General features: G+C 72.3%; 12 protein-coding genes. 6 read left to right on the top strand and 6 right to left on the bottom strand.

What is annotated here, in order from left to right:
• Window positions 1–90: 90 nt before the first annotated feature.
• From BM085_RS33090 to BM085_RS47030, 3 genes are all read right to left on the bottom strand, one after another.
• On the bottom strand, window positions 91–1,641 hold the full coding sequence (locus BM085_RS33090; protein WP_093890745.1) for an outer membrane protein assembly factor BamB family protein: 1,551 nt from the start codon (window positions 1,639–1,641) through the stop codon (window positions 91–93).
• A 15-nt stretch (window positions 1,642–1,656) separates the two neighbouring features.
• The gene (locus BM085_RS33085) at window positions 1,657–2,697 is read right to left on the bottom strand and encodes a hypothetical protein (RefSeq protein ID WP_093890744.1); all 1,041 of its coding nucleotides are present in this window, start codon (window positions 2,695–2,697) and stop codon (window positions 1,657–1,659) included.
• 248 nt (window positions 2,698–2,945) lie between these two features.
• Window positions 2,946–5,327 carry an ExeM/NucH family extracellular endonuclease gene (locus BM085_RS47030; protein WP_093890743.1) on the bottom strand — a complete coding sequence of 794 codons (2,382 nt, stop codon included), beginning with the start codon at window positions 5,325–5,327 and terminating at the stop codon, window positions 2,946–2,948.
• 162 nt (window positions 5,328–5,489) lie between these two features.
• On the opposite strand from BM085_RS47030, the gene BM085_RS33075 reads away from it, so the two are divergent.
• The gene (locus BM085_RS33075) at window positions 5,490–6,917 is read left to right on the top strand and encodes a pentapeptide repeat-containing protein (RefSeq protein WP_143121169.1); all 1,428 of its coding nucleotides are present in this window, start codon (window positions 5,490–5,492) and stop codon (window positions 6,915–6,917) included.
• 187 nt (window positions 6,918–7,104) lie between these two features.
• Window positions 7,105–7,788 (top strand): permease prefix domain 1-containing protein, encoded by a 684-nt coding sequence (locus BM085_RS33070; RefSeq protein ID WP_093890741.1) that lies wholly within the window; start codon window positions 7,105–7,107, stop codon window positions 7,786–7,788.
• On the opposite strand, the gene BM085_RS33065 is transcribed toward BM085_RS33070, so the two are convergent.
• The gene (locus tag BM085_RS33065; protein ID WP_031161345.1) at window positions 7,778–8,107 is read right to left on the bottom strand and encodes a PadR family transcriptional regulator; all 330 of its coding nucleotides are present in this window, start codon (window positions 8,105–8,107) and stop codon (window positions 7,778–7,780) included. The two genes, BM085_RS33070 and BM085_RS33065, sit on opposite strands and share 11 nt — an antisense overlap.
• A gap of 157 nt (window positions 8,108–8,264) precedes the next feature.
• Between BM085_RS33065 and BM085_RS33060 the strand changes: the two genes are divergently transcribed.
• Genes BM085_RS33060 through cydC form a run of 4 tightly spaced genes read left to right on the top strand, consistent with a single transcriptional unit; the run spans window position 8,265 to window position 13,679 of the window.
• Window positions 8,265–9,449: a cytochrome ubiquinol oxidase subunit I gene (locus BM085_RS33060; protein ID WP_093890740.1), complete on the top strand. Its 1,185-nt coding sequence runs from the start codon at window positions 8,265–8,267 to the stop codon at window positions 9,447–9,449.
• 10 nt (window positions 9,450–9,459) lie between these two features.
• Entirely contained in the window at window positions 9,460–10,227 is a 768-nt protein-coding gene (locus BM085_RS33055; protein WP_093890739.1) for a cytochrome d ubiquinol oxidase subunit II, read from the top strand.
• A gap of 18 nt (window positions 10,228–10,245) precedes the next feature.
• Complete coding sequence (gene cydD / locus BM085_RS33050) at window positions 10,246–12,003, top strand: thiol reductant ABC exporter subunit CydD (protein WP_093890738.1); 1,758 nt, start codon at window positions 10,246–10,248, stop codon at window positions 12,001–12,003.
• Complete coding sequence (cydC, locus tag BM085_RS33045; RefSeq protein WP_093890737.1) at window positions 12,000–13,679, top strand: thiol reductant ABC exporter subunit CydC; 1,680 nt, start codon at window positions 12,000–12,002, stop codon at window positions 13,677–13,679. Before cydD ends, cydC begins: the two co-directional genes overlap by 4 nt.
• 107 nt (window positions 13,680–13,786) lie before the next feature.
• On the opposite strand, the gene BM085_RS33040 is transcribed toward cydC, so the two are convergent.
• Together BM085_RS33040 and BM085_RS33035 are read right to left on the bottom strand one after the other, a co-directional pair.
• Window positions 13,787–14,800 (bottom strand): Vgb family protein, encoded by a 1,014-nt coding sequence (locus BM085_RS33040; protein WP_143121168.1) that lies wholly within the window; start codon window positions 14,798–14,800, stop codon window positions 13,787–13,789.
• Window positions 14,801–15,347: 547 nt separating this feature from the next.
• On the bottom strand, window positions 15,348–15,941 hold the full coding sequence (locus tag BM085_RS33035) for a hypothetical protein (RefSeq protein ID WP_093890735.1): 594 nt from the start codon (window positions 15,939–15,941) through the stop codon (window positions 15,348–15,350).
• Between the last annotated feature and the right edge of the window lie 46 nt (window positions 15,942–15,987).

Genomic DNA, 15,987 nt, shown 5'->3' with positions numbered 1-15,987 from the left:
GTTGGCTCCTCTTGTCTGTCGCATCTGTATGGCTCGCATAACCACTTACCCTCGCCCGGCATTCCATCCACCCCTCGGGGCGGACCCCCGTCAGGCGCCGGTCTCGACGCGCAGCACGGTGATGGCGTACCGGACGGCGACCTTCTCGAAGGGCATGACCACCAGCGTGCCGTTCCGGTGGTAGACGCGGGCGTCACTGCTCTCCCCGCCGGCCTTCTGCGGCAGCTCGGCGACCGGCGAGGCCTTTCCCGTCGCGGGGTCGATCCTGGTCAGCCGCGGGACGGGCTCGTTCGTTCCGCCCTCCTCGATGACCAGCAGCCCCTTGTCGTCGGCGTCGACGAAGGTGAGCATGGTGTCACCGGTGCCCGAGGACTTCCACCGCTGCCTGCCGCTCGTCAGGTCGAAGGCCAGCAGGTCGTTGCGGGAGATCCCGCCGCCTTTCACGTTCGCCGGGAAGGTGGCCAGGTAGAGCGTGTCCCCGCGCACCATGGTGCGGAGTTCCCGGTAACCGCCGTCGATGTAGATCGTGTCGTTGAGCGCGAGGAAGTCGGCCTTCGTCCCGGTCTCGAACTCCCTGACCTTTCCCCCCTTGTCGTCCAGCACGAGGATGGAGGACTCCTCGCCGCCCCGCCACGCCGCCACCACCGGGTCGGCGGAGAGCAGGTCGTCGGGGCCCCCGTCGTCGTCCTTGATCCGGTACTCCCCCTTGAACCTGCCGCTCTTCCCGTCGAGCACGACGACGCTGTCACCGCCCCGGTAACAGTCCAGGTTGACCACCACCTGCTTGGGCGAGCCGGCGACGCCGGTGGTCGTGCACACCTCCGAGGTCTTCGACGTCCACACCCGCCTGCCGTCGGAGAGCCGGTAGCCCGTCACCTGCTTGCCGGTCCGCACGACCACGAGGTCTCCGGCGAGCACGAGGCCGGGGGCCTGGAGGTTCTTCGAGCCGGCCCGCTGCGCCGGCGCCGCCGGGATCTTGATCTTCCACAGCAGCTTGCCGGTCTTGACGTCGAGGCCCGCCACGCGGTCGCAGACCTTCGTGGTGCCGTAGGCGATGGCGCCCCTGCCGCCCGCGATGCCGGGGGTGGCGGCGCAGAGCTGCTCTCCCGGCGAGGGCGTGCCCCAGGTCCGCTTGCCGGTCTTCAGGTCGTAGGCGAGCACGCCGTCCTTCTGCACCCGGATGGCGGCGGTCTCGCTCATCCAGGCGCCGAAGGCGATCGAGGCGTCCGTGCCGAGGACCTCGGTACCGGCGGCGGTGAACGGCACCTGCCAGTCGCCCTCGCCGAACCCGTCGCCGAACCCGCCGGCGACGACCCATGCCGTGCCGCCGCCGAGACCCAGCAGCAGGACGAGCCCCAGCGCCACGAAGAGCACCGTCCTGCCGGTCCTCTTCCTGGCGGGCGGCTGGTCCGGCTGCCCGCCGTACCGGCCGGGAGGCTGATGCGGCGGGAACGGCCGCGCTCCCTGCGGATAGAGCTGTGGCCCCTGCGCGTACGGCTGCGCCTGCGGGTACGGCTGCGGCCCGGTGGGGGCACCGTACTGTCCGGGGGGCCGGACCGGATTCTCGTGCGCCGACGGCCCCTGGTGGGGCTGCCGGGGATACGGATTCCCCTGGGGACGAGCGTTGTGCGGGTCGGTCATCTCGTCTCTCCCCGATCAGCCGAGCCGGGCCCGGACGTAGGCCGCCCATTGCCGCTGGAACTGCGCCTCGCCGGTGCCCAGGACCTTCCGCAGCGCCTCATCGCTCGTGTCGCCCCGGTAGTGGGCACTGACGAACTCGACCAGCTTCCGCTCGCCGTACTCCTCCTCGATCAGCCGCATCGCCAGGTGCCCCATCAGGTAGTTGACGCTGGTCATGCCCGGGATGTCCCAGGAGGCGTTGTCCGGGATCCTGCCGTCGAACCGCTCGGGCAGCCGCCCCGCCAGGTAGGCGCGGCCCTCGTCGTAGCGGATGTTTCCGGTGACGGCGCCGCCACGGTTGGCGACGTACTCGGCGAATCCCTCGACGACCCAGTTGTCGAGCCCGATGAGGGAGAACTTGCCGCTGTCGAGGCCGGCGACCGCCGAATGCGCGAACTCATGCCGGAAGATCTCCCCGCTGCCCTCGGCGGTCTCGAAGAACGACGAACCGAGGTCCATCACGACCCGGCTGGCACCGACCTTCACCTCGTCCGCGGCCCTGCTCCAGGTCGGCATCCCGATGGAGACTCCGGCCTCGGTGGCCTTCTCCTTGCGGAACAGGTTGCCGAGCTGGGCCTTGCCCTTGACGAGCGCCACCACGAAGCCCTTGGGCAGGGCGGCGCTCCGCGCGCCGTTGGCCGACAGGAACCGCAGATCGTTCACGGCCGCCTTCTCGGCGATGGGAGCGACCCGCGCCGCCTGGGCGGCCATGGCCGGATGGGCCAGCACGACGGTGTGATCGGTCCTGACGATCGAGACGTCGGGCCAGATGTCCCAGGGCCCCGGGTAGTAGACGGTCTTGGACTCGCCCAGCGGCGCCGGGGCCCCGCCCACCTTGGTGACCGTGAGCGGGGCGTCGGCGCCGCTCTTGGTGATGGTCCAGCGGTACCACTCCGAGACCGGGCGCAGGTCGATCCCCTCGAACTGGTGGACGAAGGCGACATCGAGGGTGAACGTCAGCCCCCGGCCGAAGCTGTCCTGCGTGCGTCCCTGCTGCTGCAGGGTCTGGTAGGACATCTGGGTGATCGGCAGCTTGCGCAGGTTGTTGAAGATCCTGGTCTGCCGCTGGACCAGCGCCGCGTTCTTACGGTCGAAGATCCCGGTGTAGGCCTTGAGGTCGCCGGCGTTCAGCGCCTCGCTGTGCCCCTGAAGGAGCTTCTGCAGATCCTGATCGCCCTGTACAAAACCCGGAAGAAGGAGCGGGCCGAAAAAGAGGGCCGACGACGTTCCGCGTCGCCGGCCCCCTCAGCGGGTGAACTCCGGGATCAGCCCCTGCCACCGGGCAGGGTGAGCCCGATGACCACGGGGTCGTGGTCGGAGGACCGGAAGGCGTCGGGCCGGTAGAGGGCCGGAGGGTTGTACTCGGTGTTGTAATCGAGGATCCGGCTCTCATCGGCATTGACATGCCAGATCGTCGCGCTGGTCACCCGCTTGAGCAGGTCCTTGCCGACCAGGGCGTGGTCCAGCTCGCCGACCTGGCCGTCGAAGAGGTAGCTGTAGCGCAGCGGCGCGGGGACGAACCTCTTGGTCACGCTGGTCAGGCCCCCGGTCTCCAGGGTGTCGATCGGGTCCTCCTCGCCGTAGGCGTTGAGGTCGCCCAGCACCAGCGGGTTGGGCAGTTCCAGGCTGTCGATCAGGCCCAGCGTCGCCTCCGCCTGGCGGACGCGCTCGCCGTTGTAGCAGCTCTGGCCGTCGCCCTGGTCGGCGTCGGGGCCGATGGCGTCGTCGTCGCAGCCCTTCGACTTGAAGTGGTTGACGATCATCGTGAACGGCTGCCCGCCCTGGACCCGGCGGAAGGTCTGGATCAGCGGGGGACGCCGGAAGACCGGATCGGTGGACGACTGGGCCGCGCCGACGAGCTGGAGCCTGCCGGGCTTGTAGATCATCGTCACGTGGATCAGGTCGGTGCCGGGGTAGGGGTGGGCGAGCGCCGCGTAGGTGCCCGCGCCCACCTCGGCGTTGAGCGCGTCGACCAGGGCCTGGACCGCGGTCTGGCCGTTGTTCTGGACCTCCATCAGGCCGACCACGTCGGCGTTCATGCCCTTCAGCGCGGCGACCAGCTTGGTGAGCTGACGTTGCTGCTCGCCGGCGTTGCTCGCCCCGCGTGAGCCCAGGGTGGTGAACCAGTTGAGGGTGTTGAAGCCGGCCACCTTGACGTTGCCGAGGACCGGGAACGGGGCGGGCAGGCGCGGGCTGGTCCGCAGGAAGTTGATCGGCTTGGTCGGCTGGAGCCGATACTTGCCGAAGCCGTACCCCAGCACGCCGGTGGCGCCGAACGCGGTGTCGCCCAGCCGGACGGCGCGCGGGTCGGTGTAGGGGATGACCGAGGGGTTCTCCCTGGTGGAGCCGTCGTCCACGAGCAGGGTGCGGCGCGCGTTCCCGGCGGCGTCCACGCCCGGCCGGTCGGTCGGCTGGAACACCCGGCCCTCGGAGGAGAGCGTGACCTCACCGAAGCGGCCCAGGTTGTAGTGGTCGCTGACGGTCAGCGGCTCGGGGAAGGTGACGAGCATGCTCTCGACCGGCTCGAAGGTCACGCCGTCGGGGCGGGGCAGGCTCTGCCGGGCGGGCTGGACCGTGCCCGTGCCGCAGACGTCCACCGCGGTGACCGGCGACAGCTCCGTCCAGCCGTTGAACTCCACGACCTTGCCGGTGACCAGCACCCGGTCACCGGCCTTGACGTCCTTGAACGAGCTGCGGGCGAAGGCGAACAGGCCCTCGGAGGTGGCCGGGTCGGCGTCCGGGGTCGGGTCCTGGAGGAAGAAGCCGCTGAGCTGGTCCGTCTCCTGGAAGTCCCCGGTCACGACGCCCTCGACGCGGACGCTCTGGCCGGCCAGCGGGCTGACGTCACCGCTCCCCTGCACCTGGGCGATCCGGTGGGTGGCCGGGGTCTCGCACGGATCCCCCGGCGGCGTGGGAGTCGGGGTCGGCGTGGGAGTCGGGGTCGGCTCCGCGGTCGGGGTCGGCGTGGGGGTGGGCCCGACGTCGCCGCAGGGCGCCGGGGCGGTGGCCCGGTTGCGCGGCGCGGGAGCCGCGGTCTCCACGTCCGCGCCGTTGACGTCGGTGTCGGCGCAGCCGTGGTCCTTGCGCAGCCCGGCGGTGGTGCCGGAGAGGGCGGGGGCGGCGGTGCCCTCGGAGTAGTTCGCGGTGCCGTATCCGATGAGATCGGCGATCAGCGCCGCCTGCTCCGCCGTACAGGGGGTGGAGCCCCCGTTGCAGGCCAGTCCCTCCGCCGAGCGGGCCAGGACGACCTTGCCCGCGCTGCCGCTCATGTTGATGGCGCCGGTGCTGTCCGGCGCGGGCAGCGGAGCGCCGTTGGCGCCGCCGGCGAGCTGGACCAGGTGGTACTGGCCGGGTGCCAGCGTGCCGGACAGGGGCACGACCGGGTTGGCGCCGAAGTTGCCGGTGCCGGTGGCGCTGCCGTACTGGACGGACCACCCGTCCAGGGCGACGGCCGCGGGGCCGCGGTTGAACAGCTCGACGAAGTCGTTGGTGAGCGGCGCGCCGCTGTTGCCGCCACCGCCGTAGACCTGGCTGATGACGACGGTGCCCGGCTCCGCCAGGGCGGGGGCCGAGGTGAGGGCGGTGACGCCGGCGGCGGCGATGCCGACGGCCACGAGGGCGGCGGACGCCCTGGATAAAGCACGCATGACCGGGAGCGTAGAGCCCGATGGATCGGCGGACACTTACCTATAAGTGGATAGAGAGTGAAATCGGTAAATCTTGACACTTCATGTCGATCGGAGAGGATCAGATATGGCTTGCCTTGACCTAGATCTCGCCTCGCCGCCGTCTTTGGGTATCACTTGGTCATGAGAACTCTGGACGTGGGTTGGATGACCTGCGCCGCCTCCCCGGAGTGCGCCGGATCGGCACAGCGGCCGTACGGCCGCTGCCTGGCCCATCTGGACCACAGTGAGCTCGACGAGGTCGTCCGCGGCCTGTCCCCCGGCTCCGCGATCGACCTGCGGGGCACCACCGTCGGCAGGCCTCTGCTGGCGCGGATCCTGTCCGCCGCGCACGGCCGCCTGGGCCGGGCCAGGTTCGATCGGGCGGTCTTCCCCGAGGAGGCCAGGTTCGGCGGCGTCGTGTTCGACGGGGACGTCTCCTTCGACCATGCCCGCTTCCACCGCCTCGCCTCCTTCCTGGACGCACGTTTCGCGGGAAACGTCTCCTTCAGGGAGGTCAGGTTCTCCAGGGAGCTGTCCATGCACGGCGTGAGCGTCATCGGGCACGCCGCCTTCGACCGGATCTCCGCCGGCAGGGACGCGCTGTTCGGCGCGGCCCGGTTCGGGCGGACCGCGTCCTTCGAGAGCGCGGAGTTCCACGGTTTCGCCACCTTCGACGGCACCCGGTTCACCGGTGACGCGACCTTCCGGGGGTGCCGGTTCGGCCGCGCGGTGTCGTTCCGCAAGGCCGGGTTCGGCGGGCTCGCCGGGTTCGAGGCTGCACGGTTCTGGGCGGGCTGCTCCCTGGCCCCGATCGCGGTCGGCCGCCGCCTGAGCCTCGCCGGGGCGTGGGCGGGCAACGGTCTCGACGTGACGGCCCGCGACTGCGCGGTGGACCTGCGGCGGCTGCGGGTGGCCGGCCGGCTGGCCGTACGCCTCGACGGCGCGGAGGCCGACCTTGAGGACGCGACGTTGCGCGGGCCCGCCACGGTCAGCGGGCGGGGCGCGGCACGGGTGACCTCGCTGCGCGACGTGGACTCCGAGGCGCTGGAGCTGAACGGCGTGGACCTCAGTGTCTGCGGCTTCACCGGGATCCGCCATCCCGAGCGGCTCCGGCTGGCCGGCTGCGCGTTCGCCACCACCCCGCGCGGCGTGCGCTTCGCGCTGCGCTGGCCGCCGATGCGCTGGTGGACCCGCAGGCGCACCCTCGCCGACGAGCACGCCTGGCGCGGCTGGTCGGGACCCGAGGCCGACCCGTCGGCCCCGCACCGCCTCGCCGTCCTCTACTCCCGCCTCGGCACCGGCGTCGACGACAAGGCGACGGCCGCCGACTTCGCCTTCGGGGCGATGGAGATGCGCCGCGCCACCAGCCGGTCGTCCGGCCGCTGGCTGCTGTCGCTGTACTGGATCCTCTGCGGGTACGGCCTGCGGATGGGCCGCGCCCTGGGCTGGTCCGTCCTGGTCGCGGCCATCACGGCCGGAAGCCTCCTGGTGAGCTCGGCCTCCCACGCCGCCCGCCGCCCGGCCGTCCCCCGGCTGCCCTCCCCGCCGTCGGCCCACCTTTCGCCGTAGGGCCCGCCCGGCGCGCCGGGATCCTGCCGCCGCGCTGGTGCCCGGCGGCCGGTGCCCGGCGGCAGGCGGCGGCGGGCGGCGGCGGGCTCGGGGGATTATCAGGGTGGTCCCCGATGCGCCGGTCCCGCCCGGAGGGCAGGATGGGGGGGCGAACACCCTCAAGGGGGATCACACGGCTGGGGAGAACATGGCGAGCACCGGAGTCATCGACGACTACGTGACCCGGCTCAGCCGCACTCTCAAAGGCCCCAGGGGTCCGAAGCTCGACATGGTCACCGAGGCGCGCGACAGCCTGCTCGACACCGCCGAGGCGCTGGAGGGCGACGGGCTGGACCGGGCCGAGGCCGAGCGCGTCGCGGTCGAGGAGTTCGGTTCGATCAGCGAGATCGCGCCGGGCTACCAGGAGGAGCTGTCCATCTCGGCGGGCCGCAGACTGGCCGCCCTGCTCTTCCTCAGCATGCCGCTCACCACGCTCATGTGGTCCGTGATCTGGCGGATCTTCCCCACCGATGTGGCCGACTACGCCGCCAGACCGGGCTGGTTCGTGCCGGTCGCCCGCGGGCTGGACATCCTGCAGATGCTGACCGGGGTGCTCGGCGCGCTCGCGCTGGTCGCGCTGGGGCGCGGGCTGCGCCGGATCCGGCGTCCCAGGCTCGTCACCCGGTCACTGGCCGTGTTCGTCTGGCTCATGTTGCCGGTCACGCTGGCCCTGGGCACGGCGCTGACGTACGGCTCGCACGGCCCCACCGGTTTCTCCGACTACCCGCCGGGCATCGGCGTGGGGCTGGTGAGCTACACGTTCATGCTGCTGCAGCTGTACTGCGCGGCCCGCTGCGTGAGCCTCACCCGGCGCCGTCCCGTCACCGCGTAACCCGCGGCTCCAGCACGCTGCCGATCGCGCCGGCGAACTCCCGCCAGGCGGAGCGCTCCCCCGCCAGGGCCGTACGGCCCGAGGAGGTCAGGCGGTAGGTGCGCCGCTTGCGCCCGCCCACCGTGGCCCACTCGCTGGCCAGGTAGCCCGCCTGCTCCAGCCGGCGCAGCGCCGGGTAGACGGTGCCGGTCGGCACGTTCAGCGCGCCTCCGCTGCGCTCCTGCAGCGCCTCGATGATCGCGTAACCGTGCAGGGGGTCGTGCTCCAGCACCGAGAGCAGCAGGGCGTCCATGTGCCCGCGGAGCGCGTCGGTGTTCACGCGGCCTCCCGTGCCGGGCGCGCGGGCACCGTCCCGCCGACCCGTTCGCTTCGCTCACTCACGGTGCCACCCTACCTCTCCTATAGGCACTCTACATGTAGACGTTCTACATGTAGAGTGTCTATAGGTAGACAGACATAATACTGGAGGTGACACCATGGACGTGCTCGACCTGGCTCGGACGCAGTTCGCGGTGACGGGGAGTCTCCACTTCCTGTTCGTCGTGCTGACCCTGGGCCTGGCCCCCCTCGTCGCGATCATGCACACCCGCCACGCCATGACCGGCAAGCCGGCGCACGAGCGGATGACCCGTTTCTGGGGTCAGATCTACGTGATCAACTACGCGCTCGGCATCGTCACCGGACTGGTGATGGAGTTCCAGTTCGGCATGAGCTGGAGCGGCCTGTCCCACTACGCGGGAGACGTCTTCGGCGCGCCGCTCGCCATCGAGACGCTCGGCGCCTTCTTCCTGGAGTCCACCTTCCTGGGCCTGTGGATCTTCGGCTGGCACCGGCTGCCCCGGTGGCTCCACCTGGCGTGCATCTGGCTGGTGACGCTGACCGCCTACGCCTCGGCCTTCTGGATCATGGTGGCCAACTCGTTCCTGCAGAACCCCGCGGGAGCCGTGGAGCGGGGCGACCACCTGGTGCTGACCGACTTCGGCGCACTGGTCACCAACCCCATGCTGACCATGGCGCTCCCCCACGTGCTCGGCGCGGGCCTGTGGACCGGTGGGTTCGTGGTGATGGGCGCCAGCGCCTACCACCTGTTCAGGCGGACCGCCGACCGGGAGTCCTTCACGGGCTCGCTCCGCCTGGGGGTGGTCGCCGCCTTCGCCGGCTCGCTGGTCACGGTCGGCTTCGGCTACGCCCAGTTCGGTCCGGTCTCCCTGTTCCAGCCGGACAAGTTCAACGGCACCCCGCTGGCCGGGATCGGGCTCGGCTTCATGATCCTGATCGGGCAGCTGCTGCAGGTCCTCATCATGTTCGTCCTGCTGCCCACCGTGTACTGGCTGCCGCGCTGGCGCTGGGCGCACCCGATCCTCATGCTCATCACCCCGCTGCCCTTCCTGGCCGCGATCTTCGGCTGGCTGGCCCGCGAGGTCGGCCGCCAGCCGTGGCTGGTCCACGGCAGGCTCACCGTCGCCGACGCCATGTCCCCGGGCCTCACCAAGGGGATGATCACCCTGTCCTTCGTCGGCTTCGTCGGCGTGCTCGGCCTGCTCGCGGTCGTCGACTACCTCCTGATCGTCCGCACCGTCCGGCGCGGACCCGCCGCCGTCACCCTCGGCGCGGACGGACCCGCCGACTCCACCGAACGCGCGCACGCGCTGAGCCTCTAGGGAGAAGCCCGTGGACATCCTCTGGACGGGCGTGTTCGCCCTGCTGCTGATCGGCTATTTCGCCCTGGAGGGCTCGGGCATCGGCGTGGGCATGCTGCTGCCCGCGCTGGGCGGGACCCAGCCGGACCGCGACCGCGTCGTCGCCGCCATGGCGCCCTTCGTCCTGGCCAACGAGGTCTGGCTGGTGGCCGTGGCGGGTGTGCTGTTCGGCGTCTTCCCCTCGATCGAGGGAGAGGTGCTGTCCGGTCTCTACCCGCTGGTGGTGACCCTGCTCGTCTCGTGGATCCTGCGCGACGCCGGCCTGTGGTTCCGCCGCCGCCTCGACGGCCACGCCTGGCGGGCGGGCTGGGACTGGATGATCTGCCTCGGCTCGTACGGCCTGGCGCTGAGCTGGGGCATGGCGCTGGTCGCGATGGCCGGCGGCCTGTCCGGGTCGCCGATCGGCCTGCCCGGCCTGGGCGGAGGGCTGGTGGTCGCCGCGGCGTTCGCCTTCCACGGCTGGACCTTCCTCTCCTGGCGGCTGCCCGGTCAGGTGACCGGCGCGAGCCGGGCCGGCGGGGCGCTGCTGGCCTCGGCGGGCGTCGCCGCACTGCCCGTCGCCGTGCTGCTCGCCGCACTCGCTCCATGGCTGCTGGAACACATCGCACCCTCCGGAACGCTGAATGTGTTGAGTGTCATGATTCTGCCGTTCGCGCCGCTCATGCTGGGCGCGCAAGTATGGGTGTGGCGCACGTTCGGTCCCCGGCGTGCGGCCGACAGGGTCCCGTCGTTCTTCTGAGGCTTTTCAAAGGTTCGCATGCACAAGGATCTCCTACGGCTTGCCCTGAGCGAGCGGGCCGTCCGCCGCCACCTGGCTCTCTGCCTGGCCGCCGCGGTCGTCACCGGACTGCTCGTCCTGGTCCAGGCGGAGCTACTGGCCGGCGTGCTGTCCGGGAGGTTCGCGGCCTCGGCCCTGGTCTTCCTGGCGCTGGTCGTCGGCGTCCGGGCGACGCTGAGCCTGGCGCAGGGCGTCGCCGCCGGTCGCACGAGCACCGGCGTGAAGTCGGCGCTCCGCCGCCGGCTGCTGTCGCGGCTCCAGGAGCTGGGCCCGGCCCGGCTGACCTCCCACCGCTCCGGCGAGCTGGTGACGCTGACCGGCCGGGGTCTGGACGCCCTCGACCCCTACCTGTCGGGCTATCTCCCGGCGGCCGCGGTGGCGGGTGTCGTGCCGATCGCCGTGCTCGTCCGGCTGTTCACCGCCGACCTGGCCAGCGCGGTGATCGTGCTGGTCACGCTCCCGCTCATCCCGATCTTCGGCGCGCTGGTCGGCATGCACACCAAGGCCGTCACCGAACGGCAGTGGCAGGCCCTGTCCCGTCTCGGCGGCCACTTCCTGGACGTGGTCCGGGGCCTGCCGACGCTGCGTGCCTTCGGCCGTGCCCGGTTCCAGGCCGGGGTGATCCAGCGGGTCGCCGACGCCCACCGCGACGCGACGATGCGCACGCTGCGGGTGGCCTTCCTGTCGTCGCTGGTGCTGGAGCTGGCCGCCTCGCTGTCACTGGCGCTGGTCGCCGTGCCGGTGGGGCTGCGGCTGCTGTCCGGTTCGCTGGATCTGTCGATCGCACTGCTGGTGCTGCTGCTCGCCCCCGAGGCCTACCTGCCGCTGCGCAACATGGGTAACAAGTTCCACGCGGCGATGGAGGGGGTCGCCGCCGCCGACCAGGCCTTCGCCGTACTGGACGGGCAGGCCGAGCGTCCGGCGCGGGGTGAGCGGGCGTCCGGTGCCGGCGCGGGCGGGCGCACGGCGCCGGAGATCCGGCTGGAGAACGTCACCGTGCGCTACCCGGACCGCGAGGAGGCCGCGCTGGAGGACGTCTCGCTGGTGATCGCGCCCGGTGAGCGGGTCGCGCTGGTCGGCGAGAGCGGCGCGGGCAAGAGCACCCTGCTCCACCTGCTCCTCGGCTTCGTCACCCCCGCGGCCGGCCGGGTCCTGATCGACGGCGTCGAGCTCACCGACCTCGACGCCTGGCGCGGGCGGCTGGCGTTCGTGCCGCAACGGCCCCACCTGTTCGCCGCCTCGGTGGCCGACAACATCAGGCTCGGCTCCCCCGGTGCGACGGTCGACCAGGTCCGGACGGCGGCGGAGGCGGCGTACGCCGAGGAGTTCGTGGCGGCGCTGCCCGAGGGATACGAGACGGTGCTCGGCGAGCGCGGCGCGAACCTGTCGGCCGGGCAGCGGCAGCGGGTCGCGCTCGCCCGCGCGTTCTGCCGGCCGTCGGCGGACGTCCTGCTGCTCGACGAGCCGACCGCGCGGCTCGACGGCCGCAGCGAGGGTGCGGTGGTGACCGCCACCCGCGACCTCGCCGAGGGCCGCACCTCCGTGATCGTGGCCCACCGGCCCGCGATGATCGACCTGGCCGACCGGGTGATCCGGATCGCCGACGGCCGCGTGGTGTCCGACCGTCCGGCCGTCCCGGGGTCCGGCCGGACGTCCCGCCCCGGAGACGATCTGGCCGCCAGTGCCGTCAGCGCCGCCAGCGCCGTTTCGGCGGAGAAGAACGGAGGATCGCGGTGAACCGGGCAGGTGGGCGGATGGCCCTGGCCGCCGCGGCGGGGGCCGCGGCCGAGCTGGCCGGGCTCGGGCTGATCGGGTCGGCGGCATGGCTGATCACCAGGGCCGCCGAGCAGCCGCCGCTGGCGGCGCTGAGCGTGGCGATCGTCGGGGTCCGGGCGTTCGCGACGAGCAAGGGCGTCTTCCGGTACGGCGAGCGCCTGGCCGGGCACGACGTCGCGCTGCGGGCGCAGGCGACGACCCGGGAGCGGCTGTACCAGGCGCTCATCCCGGCCGGGCCGCTGAACCACCGGGGGGCCGACCTGCTCAGCCGGATGGTCGACGACACCGACGCGGCCCAGGACCTGCTGGTGCGCTGCCTGCTGCCGGCGGTGGCGGCGCTGGTCACCGCGGTGACCACCGTCGTGATCGCGCTGTTCCTGCTCCCGGCGGCGGCGCTGGTGCTGCTGGCCGGGCTGGCCGTGGCCGGAGTGCTGATCCCGGCCGGCACGGCCGCCGCCGCCCGGCGCTGGTCGGCGCGGATCGCCCCCGCGCGGGCCGACCTGGCCGCCCGGGTCGCCGACCTGGTGCACGGCTCCGCCGACCTGGCCGCCTACGGGGCCGGCGACCGGGCGCTCGCGGCCTGCGCCGAGGCCGACGCCCGGCTGGCCGCGCTGGAGCGCCGGCAGGCCCGGGGGAACGCGGTGGCCACGGGGCTGGGGATGCTCGCCCAGGGGCTGACCGTGCTGGCGATCGTCCTGGTCGCGCAGAACTCCGGTGCGGGCTCGGTCGCCACGGCGGTGCTCGCGCTGACCTCGCTGGTGTCGTTCGAGCCGGTGCTGCCGATGGCCGCGGCCGGCGAGCGGCTGACCGGGGTGCTCGCCGCCCTGCGCCGCCTCAGGGAGGTCCGCGCGACCCCGCCCGCCGTGACCGACCCCACGGCTCCCGTCCCCGTCCCCGACGGCCCGCCGACCGTCGAGATCGACGACCTGGTCGTCCGGCACAGCGCCGACCGCGCCCCCGCCCTCAACGGCGTCAGCCTCACCCTCACCCCCGGCAGGCGCGTCGCCCTGGTCGGCCCCAGCGGGGCCGGCAAGAGCACCCTGCTGTCGGCCCTGATGCGCCTGGTGGAACCCGAGTCCGGCACGATCCGGCTGAGCGGGGTGGAGATCGGGCGGCTGTCGGCGGACGACGCCCGGCGGGTGATGACGGGGCTGACCCAGGATCCGTACGTGTTCCAGGCATCGCTGAGGGACAACCTGCGGCTGGCCGGCCCGGAGGCCGGCGAGGACGCGCTGGCCGAGGCCGTACGGCGGGCCCGCCTGGAGCGGTGGGTGGAGCGGACCGGGTGGGACACCGTCCTCGGCGAGGACGGGCGGACCGTGTCCGGAGGGCAGTTGCAGCGCCTGGCGCTGGCACGGGCGCTGCTGAACGACCCGCCGGTGCTGCTGCTGGACGAGCCCGCCGAGGCGCTGGACGAGGAGACGGCGGACGCGCTCATGGCCGATCTGCTGGACGCCACCCACGGTCACACGACGTTGCTGGTCACCCACCGCCTCCGCGGGCTGGAGCGGGTGGACGAGATCGTCGTGCTGGAGAACGGCTCGGTGGTCCAGCGGGGCACCCACGGGGAACTGGTGGACACCCCGGGGTACTACCGCGACCTGTGGCGGTCGGAGGCGCTGACCGCGGGACGGTGACCGCCGGGAAGCGGGACGGTGACCGCCGGAAGGCGGGCGCCCGGCGGGGCGCGGGACGGCCGGCAGCCGCGGCCCGGATCTCCCGGGACGGCTGCCGGCCGGCCTGGTCAGGGGGTCACGACCGCGATCTGGTCGACGTAGTCCTCGGTGATCCAGAGGTTGTCGTCGGGGCCGGCCGCGATGTCGAACGGCCCGGAGACGACGGTCGGCATCGCGTACTCGTTGATGATCCCGGAGGTGGAGGCGCTGGCGACGTTGTTGGCGCTCTGCTCGACGAACCACAGGTTGTTGTCCGACCCGACGGTGATGCCCCAGGGAAAGCTGTCGGGGTCGGTGAGCGAGTATTCGGTGAAAGTGCCCGTGGTGGTGACGGAGCTGACCTTTCCGTTGGCGTCGGTGTACCACAGCTTGCCGTCCGGGCCCGTGGTGATCCCGATGGGCATCGCGCCGGAGGACGGGACGGTGAACTCGGTGATCGTCCCGCTGGTGGTGATCCGCCCGATGCTGTTCCCCAGCGGCTGGGTGAACCACAGGGCTCCGTCCGGGCCGGGGGTGATGCGCATGGCGTAGACGTCGCTGGTCGGCAGGGCGTATTCGGTGATCGTCCCGGAGGTGGTGATCCGCCCGATCTTGTTGCCCACCGTCTCGACGAACCACAGGTTGCCGTCCGGCCCGGGGGCGATGCCCCAGGGGTAGGAGTCCGCGGTGGGGATGGTGTACTCGGTGATCGTCCCGGAGGTGGTGATCCGCCCGATCTTGTTGCCGACCGCCTCGGTGAACCACAGGGCTCCGTCCGGCCCGGTGGTGATGTGCGCCGGCTCGGAAGCGGTGGTGGGGATGGTGTACTCGGTGAACAGGCCGGTGGTGGTGACGCGCCCGATCTTGTTGGCGAAGTTCTCGGTGAACCACATCGCGCCGTCCGGCCCGGCGGTGATCCCGATGGGAGTCGACGGGACGGTCGGGATGGACAGTTCACTGATCGTCGGTATTCTCCGGCTCTCCGCCATGCGCCTGGCCGCCGCAGCCGCGGCGAGCCGGGGCGCGGGCGGGAAGTGACAGCGGATGCGCCGGTGCTGCGGCATCAGCTTGAGCTTGGAGCAGAGCTTCACCCATGGGCGCACAGGGGAAGGAGGGCGAGGCGGCGGAGCGGCAGAGGCGGACACCGGCAGAGGAGCGCTTGCCGCCAGGATCAGAGCCATGACCACGAGCGGATACCCCAGGCATCGAGAACGGTGACGCATGACATCCCTTCCAGGAAAAAGACAAAAAAAGGAACGCGAGCCGGCCGCTGAGCGCAATCGGGCGATCGAGGTCCGCGGCATCGGGCCGCCGCCGGCGGGAATCTGCGAGCATCGGCGCAGACACCCTTGAGGCCCGATCCGGACGATGCTGTCCGTCCTCTGTCCGGCCCCGGCGGTCCCAATATCTCCCGTGGTCGCCGACGGCCCTCGATCATCCGCGTGCGTGGCTGGTCATGGAAACGTCAACTCATCGGCCGGAGCCGCCCTGGAACGCGCCGGGCCCTGGGCGGGTGGCCTCGGCTCCGCCACGTTCCCGGAAGGCGCGGGTCCGGGGCGCCCGCGTGGAACGCCCCGATCGGCCGGCGCCCTCGCGGAACGCCCCGATCGGCCGGCGCCACCGTCGCACGCCGGCCGGAGAGGCCGCCGCTCAGGCGACCGAGTGCGTGATGACGCCGGTGTAGAGGCCTGCGGCGGCGAGGGGCGGGATGGTGACGACGAGCGTCGGCTCCCAGCTCGTGGAGGAGGGGACGCCCGCCTGCTTGCGTCCCCTGAACGCGATCGCCGGCGCCGACAGGGAGACCATCTGGGCCGCGGTGCTCTGCCCGGCGGTGCGGCTGCCGCCACCCGACGAGGCTGTGCTCGGGCCGGACCAGTAGGCGACGTTGGCTTTGGCGATCGTCTGCGCGGGTGATCCGGCGCCGGTGGTGAAATCGGTGGCCGCCACGGTCGCCGTCCAGGGGGGGACCCCTCCGCGGGAGTCGACCACGGTCACCGTGCCCAGGGAGGCGCTGAGCGTGCTGCCCACGACGCCGCTGCCCAGACTCGCCGAGGCGGGAACGGTGATCTCCAGCGGGTCGGCGCGCCAGGCGACCGTCGCCATCGCCGCGGCCCCGGTGTCCATGGCCACCGGGGCGCCGGAGGCCGAGACCGCCGGGGCGCCGAGGGTGAGCAGCAACGCGATCGACGCCGCCGGCGACAGTGACGTTCGCGCGGCGGCGTGGCCCGCACGGCTCTTGCTCATTGCGATTCCTCACACGTGTCTCGTGGGCGATGCGCGTGGAGCATCT

This window comes from Streptosporangium canum (genome assembly GCF_900113865.1).
Lineage (GTDB): Bacteria > Actinomycetota > Actinomycetes > Streptosporangiales > Streptosporangiaceae > Streptosporangium > Streptosporangium canum.
The sequence above is the reverse complement of the archived record's forward strand: the minus strand, read 5'-3'. Positions and strand labels throughout refer to the sequence as shown.

Bases quoted from the DNA above. Each gene is read 5' to 3' on its own strand.
- BM085_RS33035 (WP_093890735.1), bottom strand. From the start codon at position 15,941: ATGAGCAAGAGCCGTGCGGGCCACGCCGCCGCGCGAACGTCACTGTCG.
- BM085_RS33085 (WP_093890744.1), bottom strand. From the start codon at position 2,697: ATGTCCTACCAGACCCTGCAGCAGCAGGGACGCACGCAGGACAGCTTC.
- BM085_RS33060 (WP_093890740.1), top strand. From the start codon at position 8,265: ATGGACGTGCTCGACCTGGCTCGGACGCAGTTCGCGGTGACGGGGAGT.
- BM085_RS33070 (WP_093890741.1), top strand. From the start codon at position 7,105: ATGGCGAGCACCGGAGTCATCGACGACTACGTGACCCGGCTCAGCCGC.
- BM085_RS33075 (WP_143121169.1), top strand. From the start codon at position 5,490: ATGAGAACTCTGGACGTGGGTTGGATGACCTGCGCCGCCTCCCCGGAG.
- BM085_RS33090 (WP_093890745.1), bottom strand. From the start codon at position 1,641: ATGACCGACCCGCACAACGCTCGTCCCCAGGGGAATCCGTATCCCCGG.
- BM085_RS47030 (WP_093890743.1), bottom strand. From the start codon at position 5,327: ATGCGTGCTTTATCCAGGGCGTCCGCCGCCCTCGTGGCCGTCGGCATC.
- cydD (WP_093890738.1), top strand. From the start codon at position 10,246: ATGCACAAGGATCTCCTACGGCTTGCCCTGAGCGAGCGGGCCGTCCGC.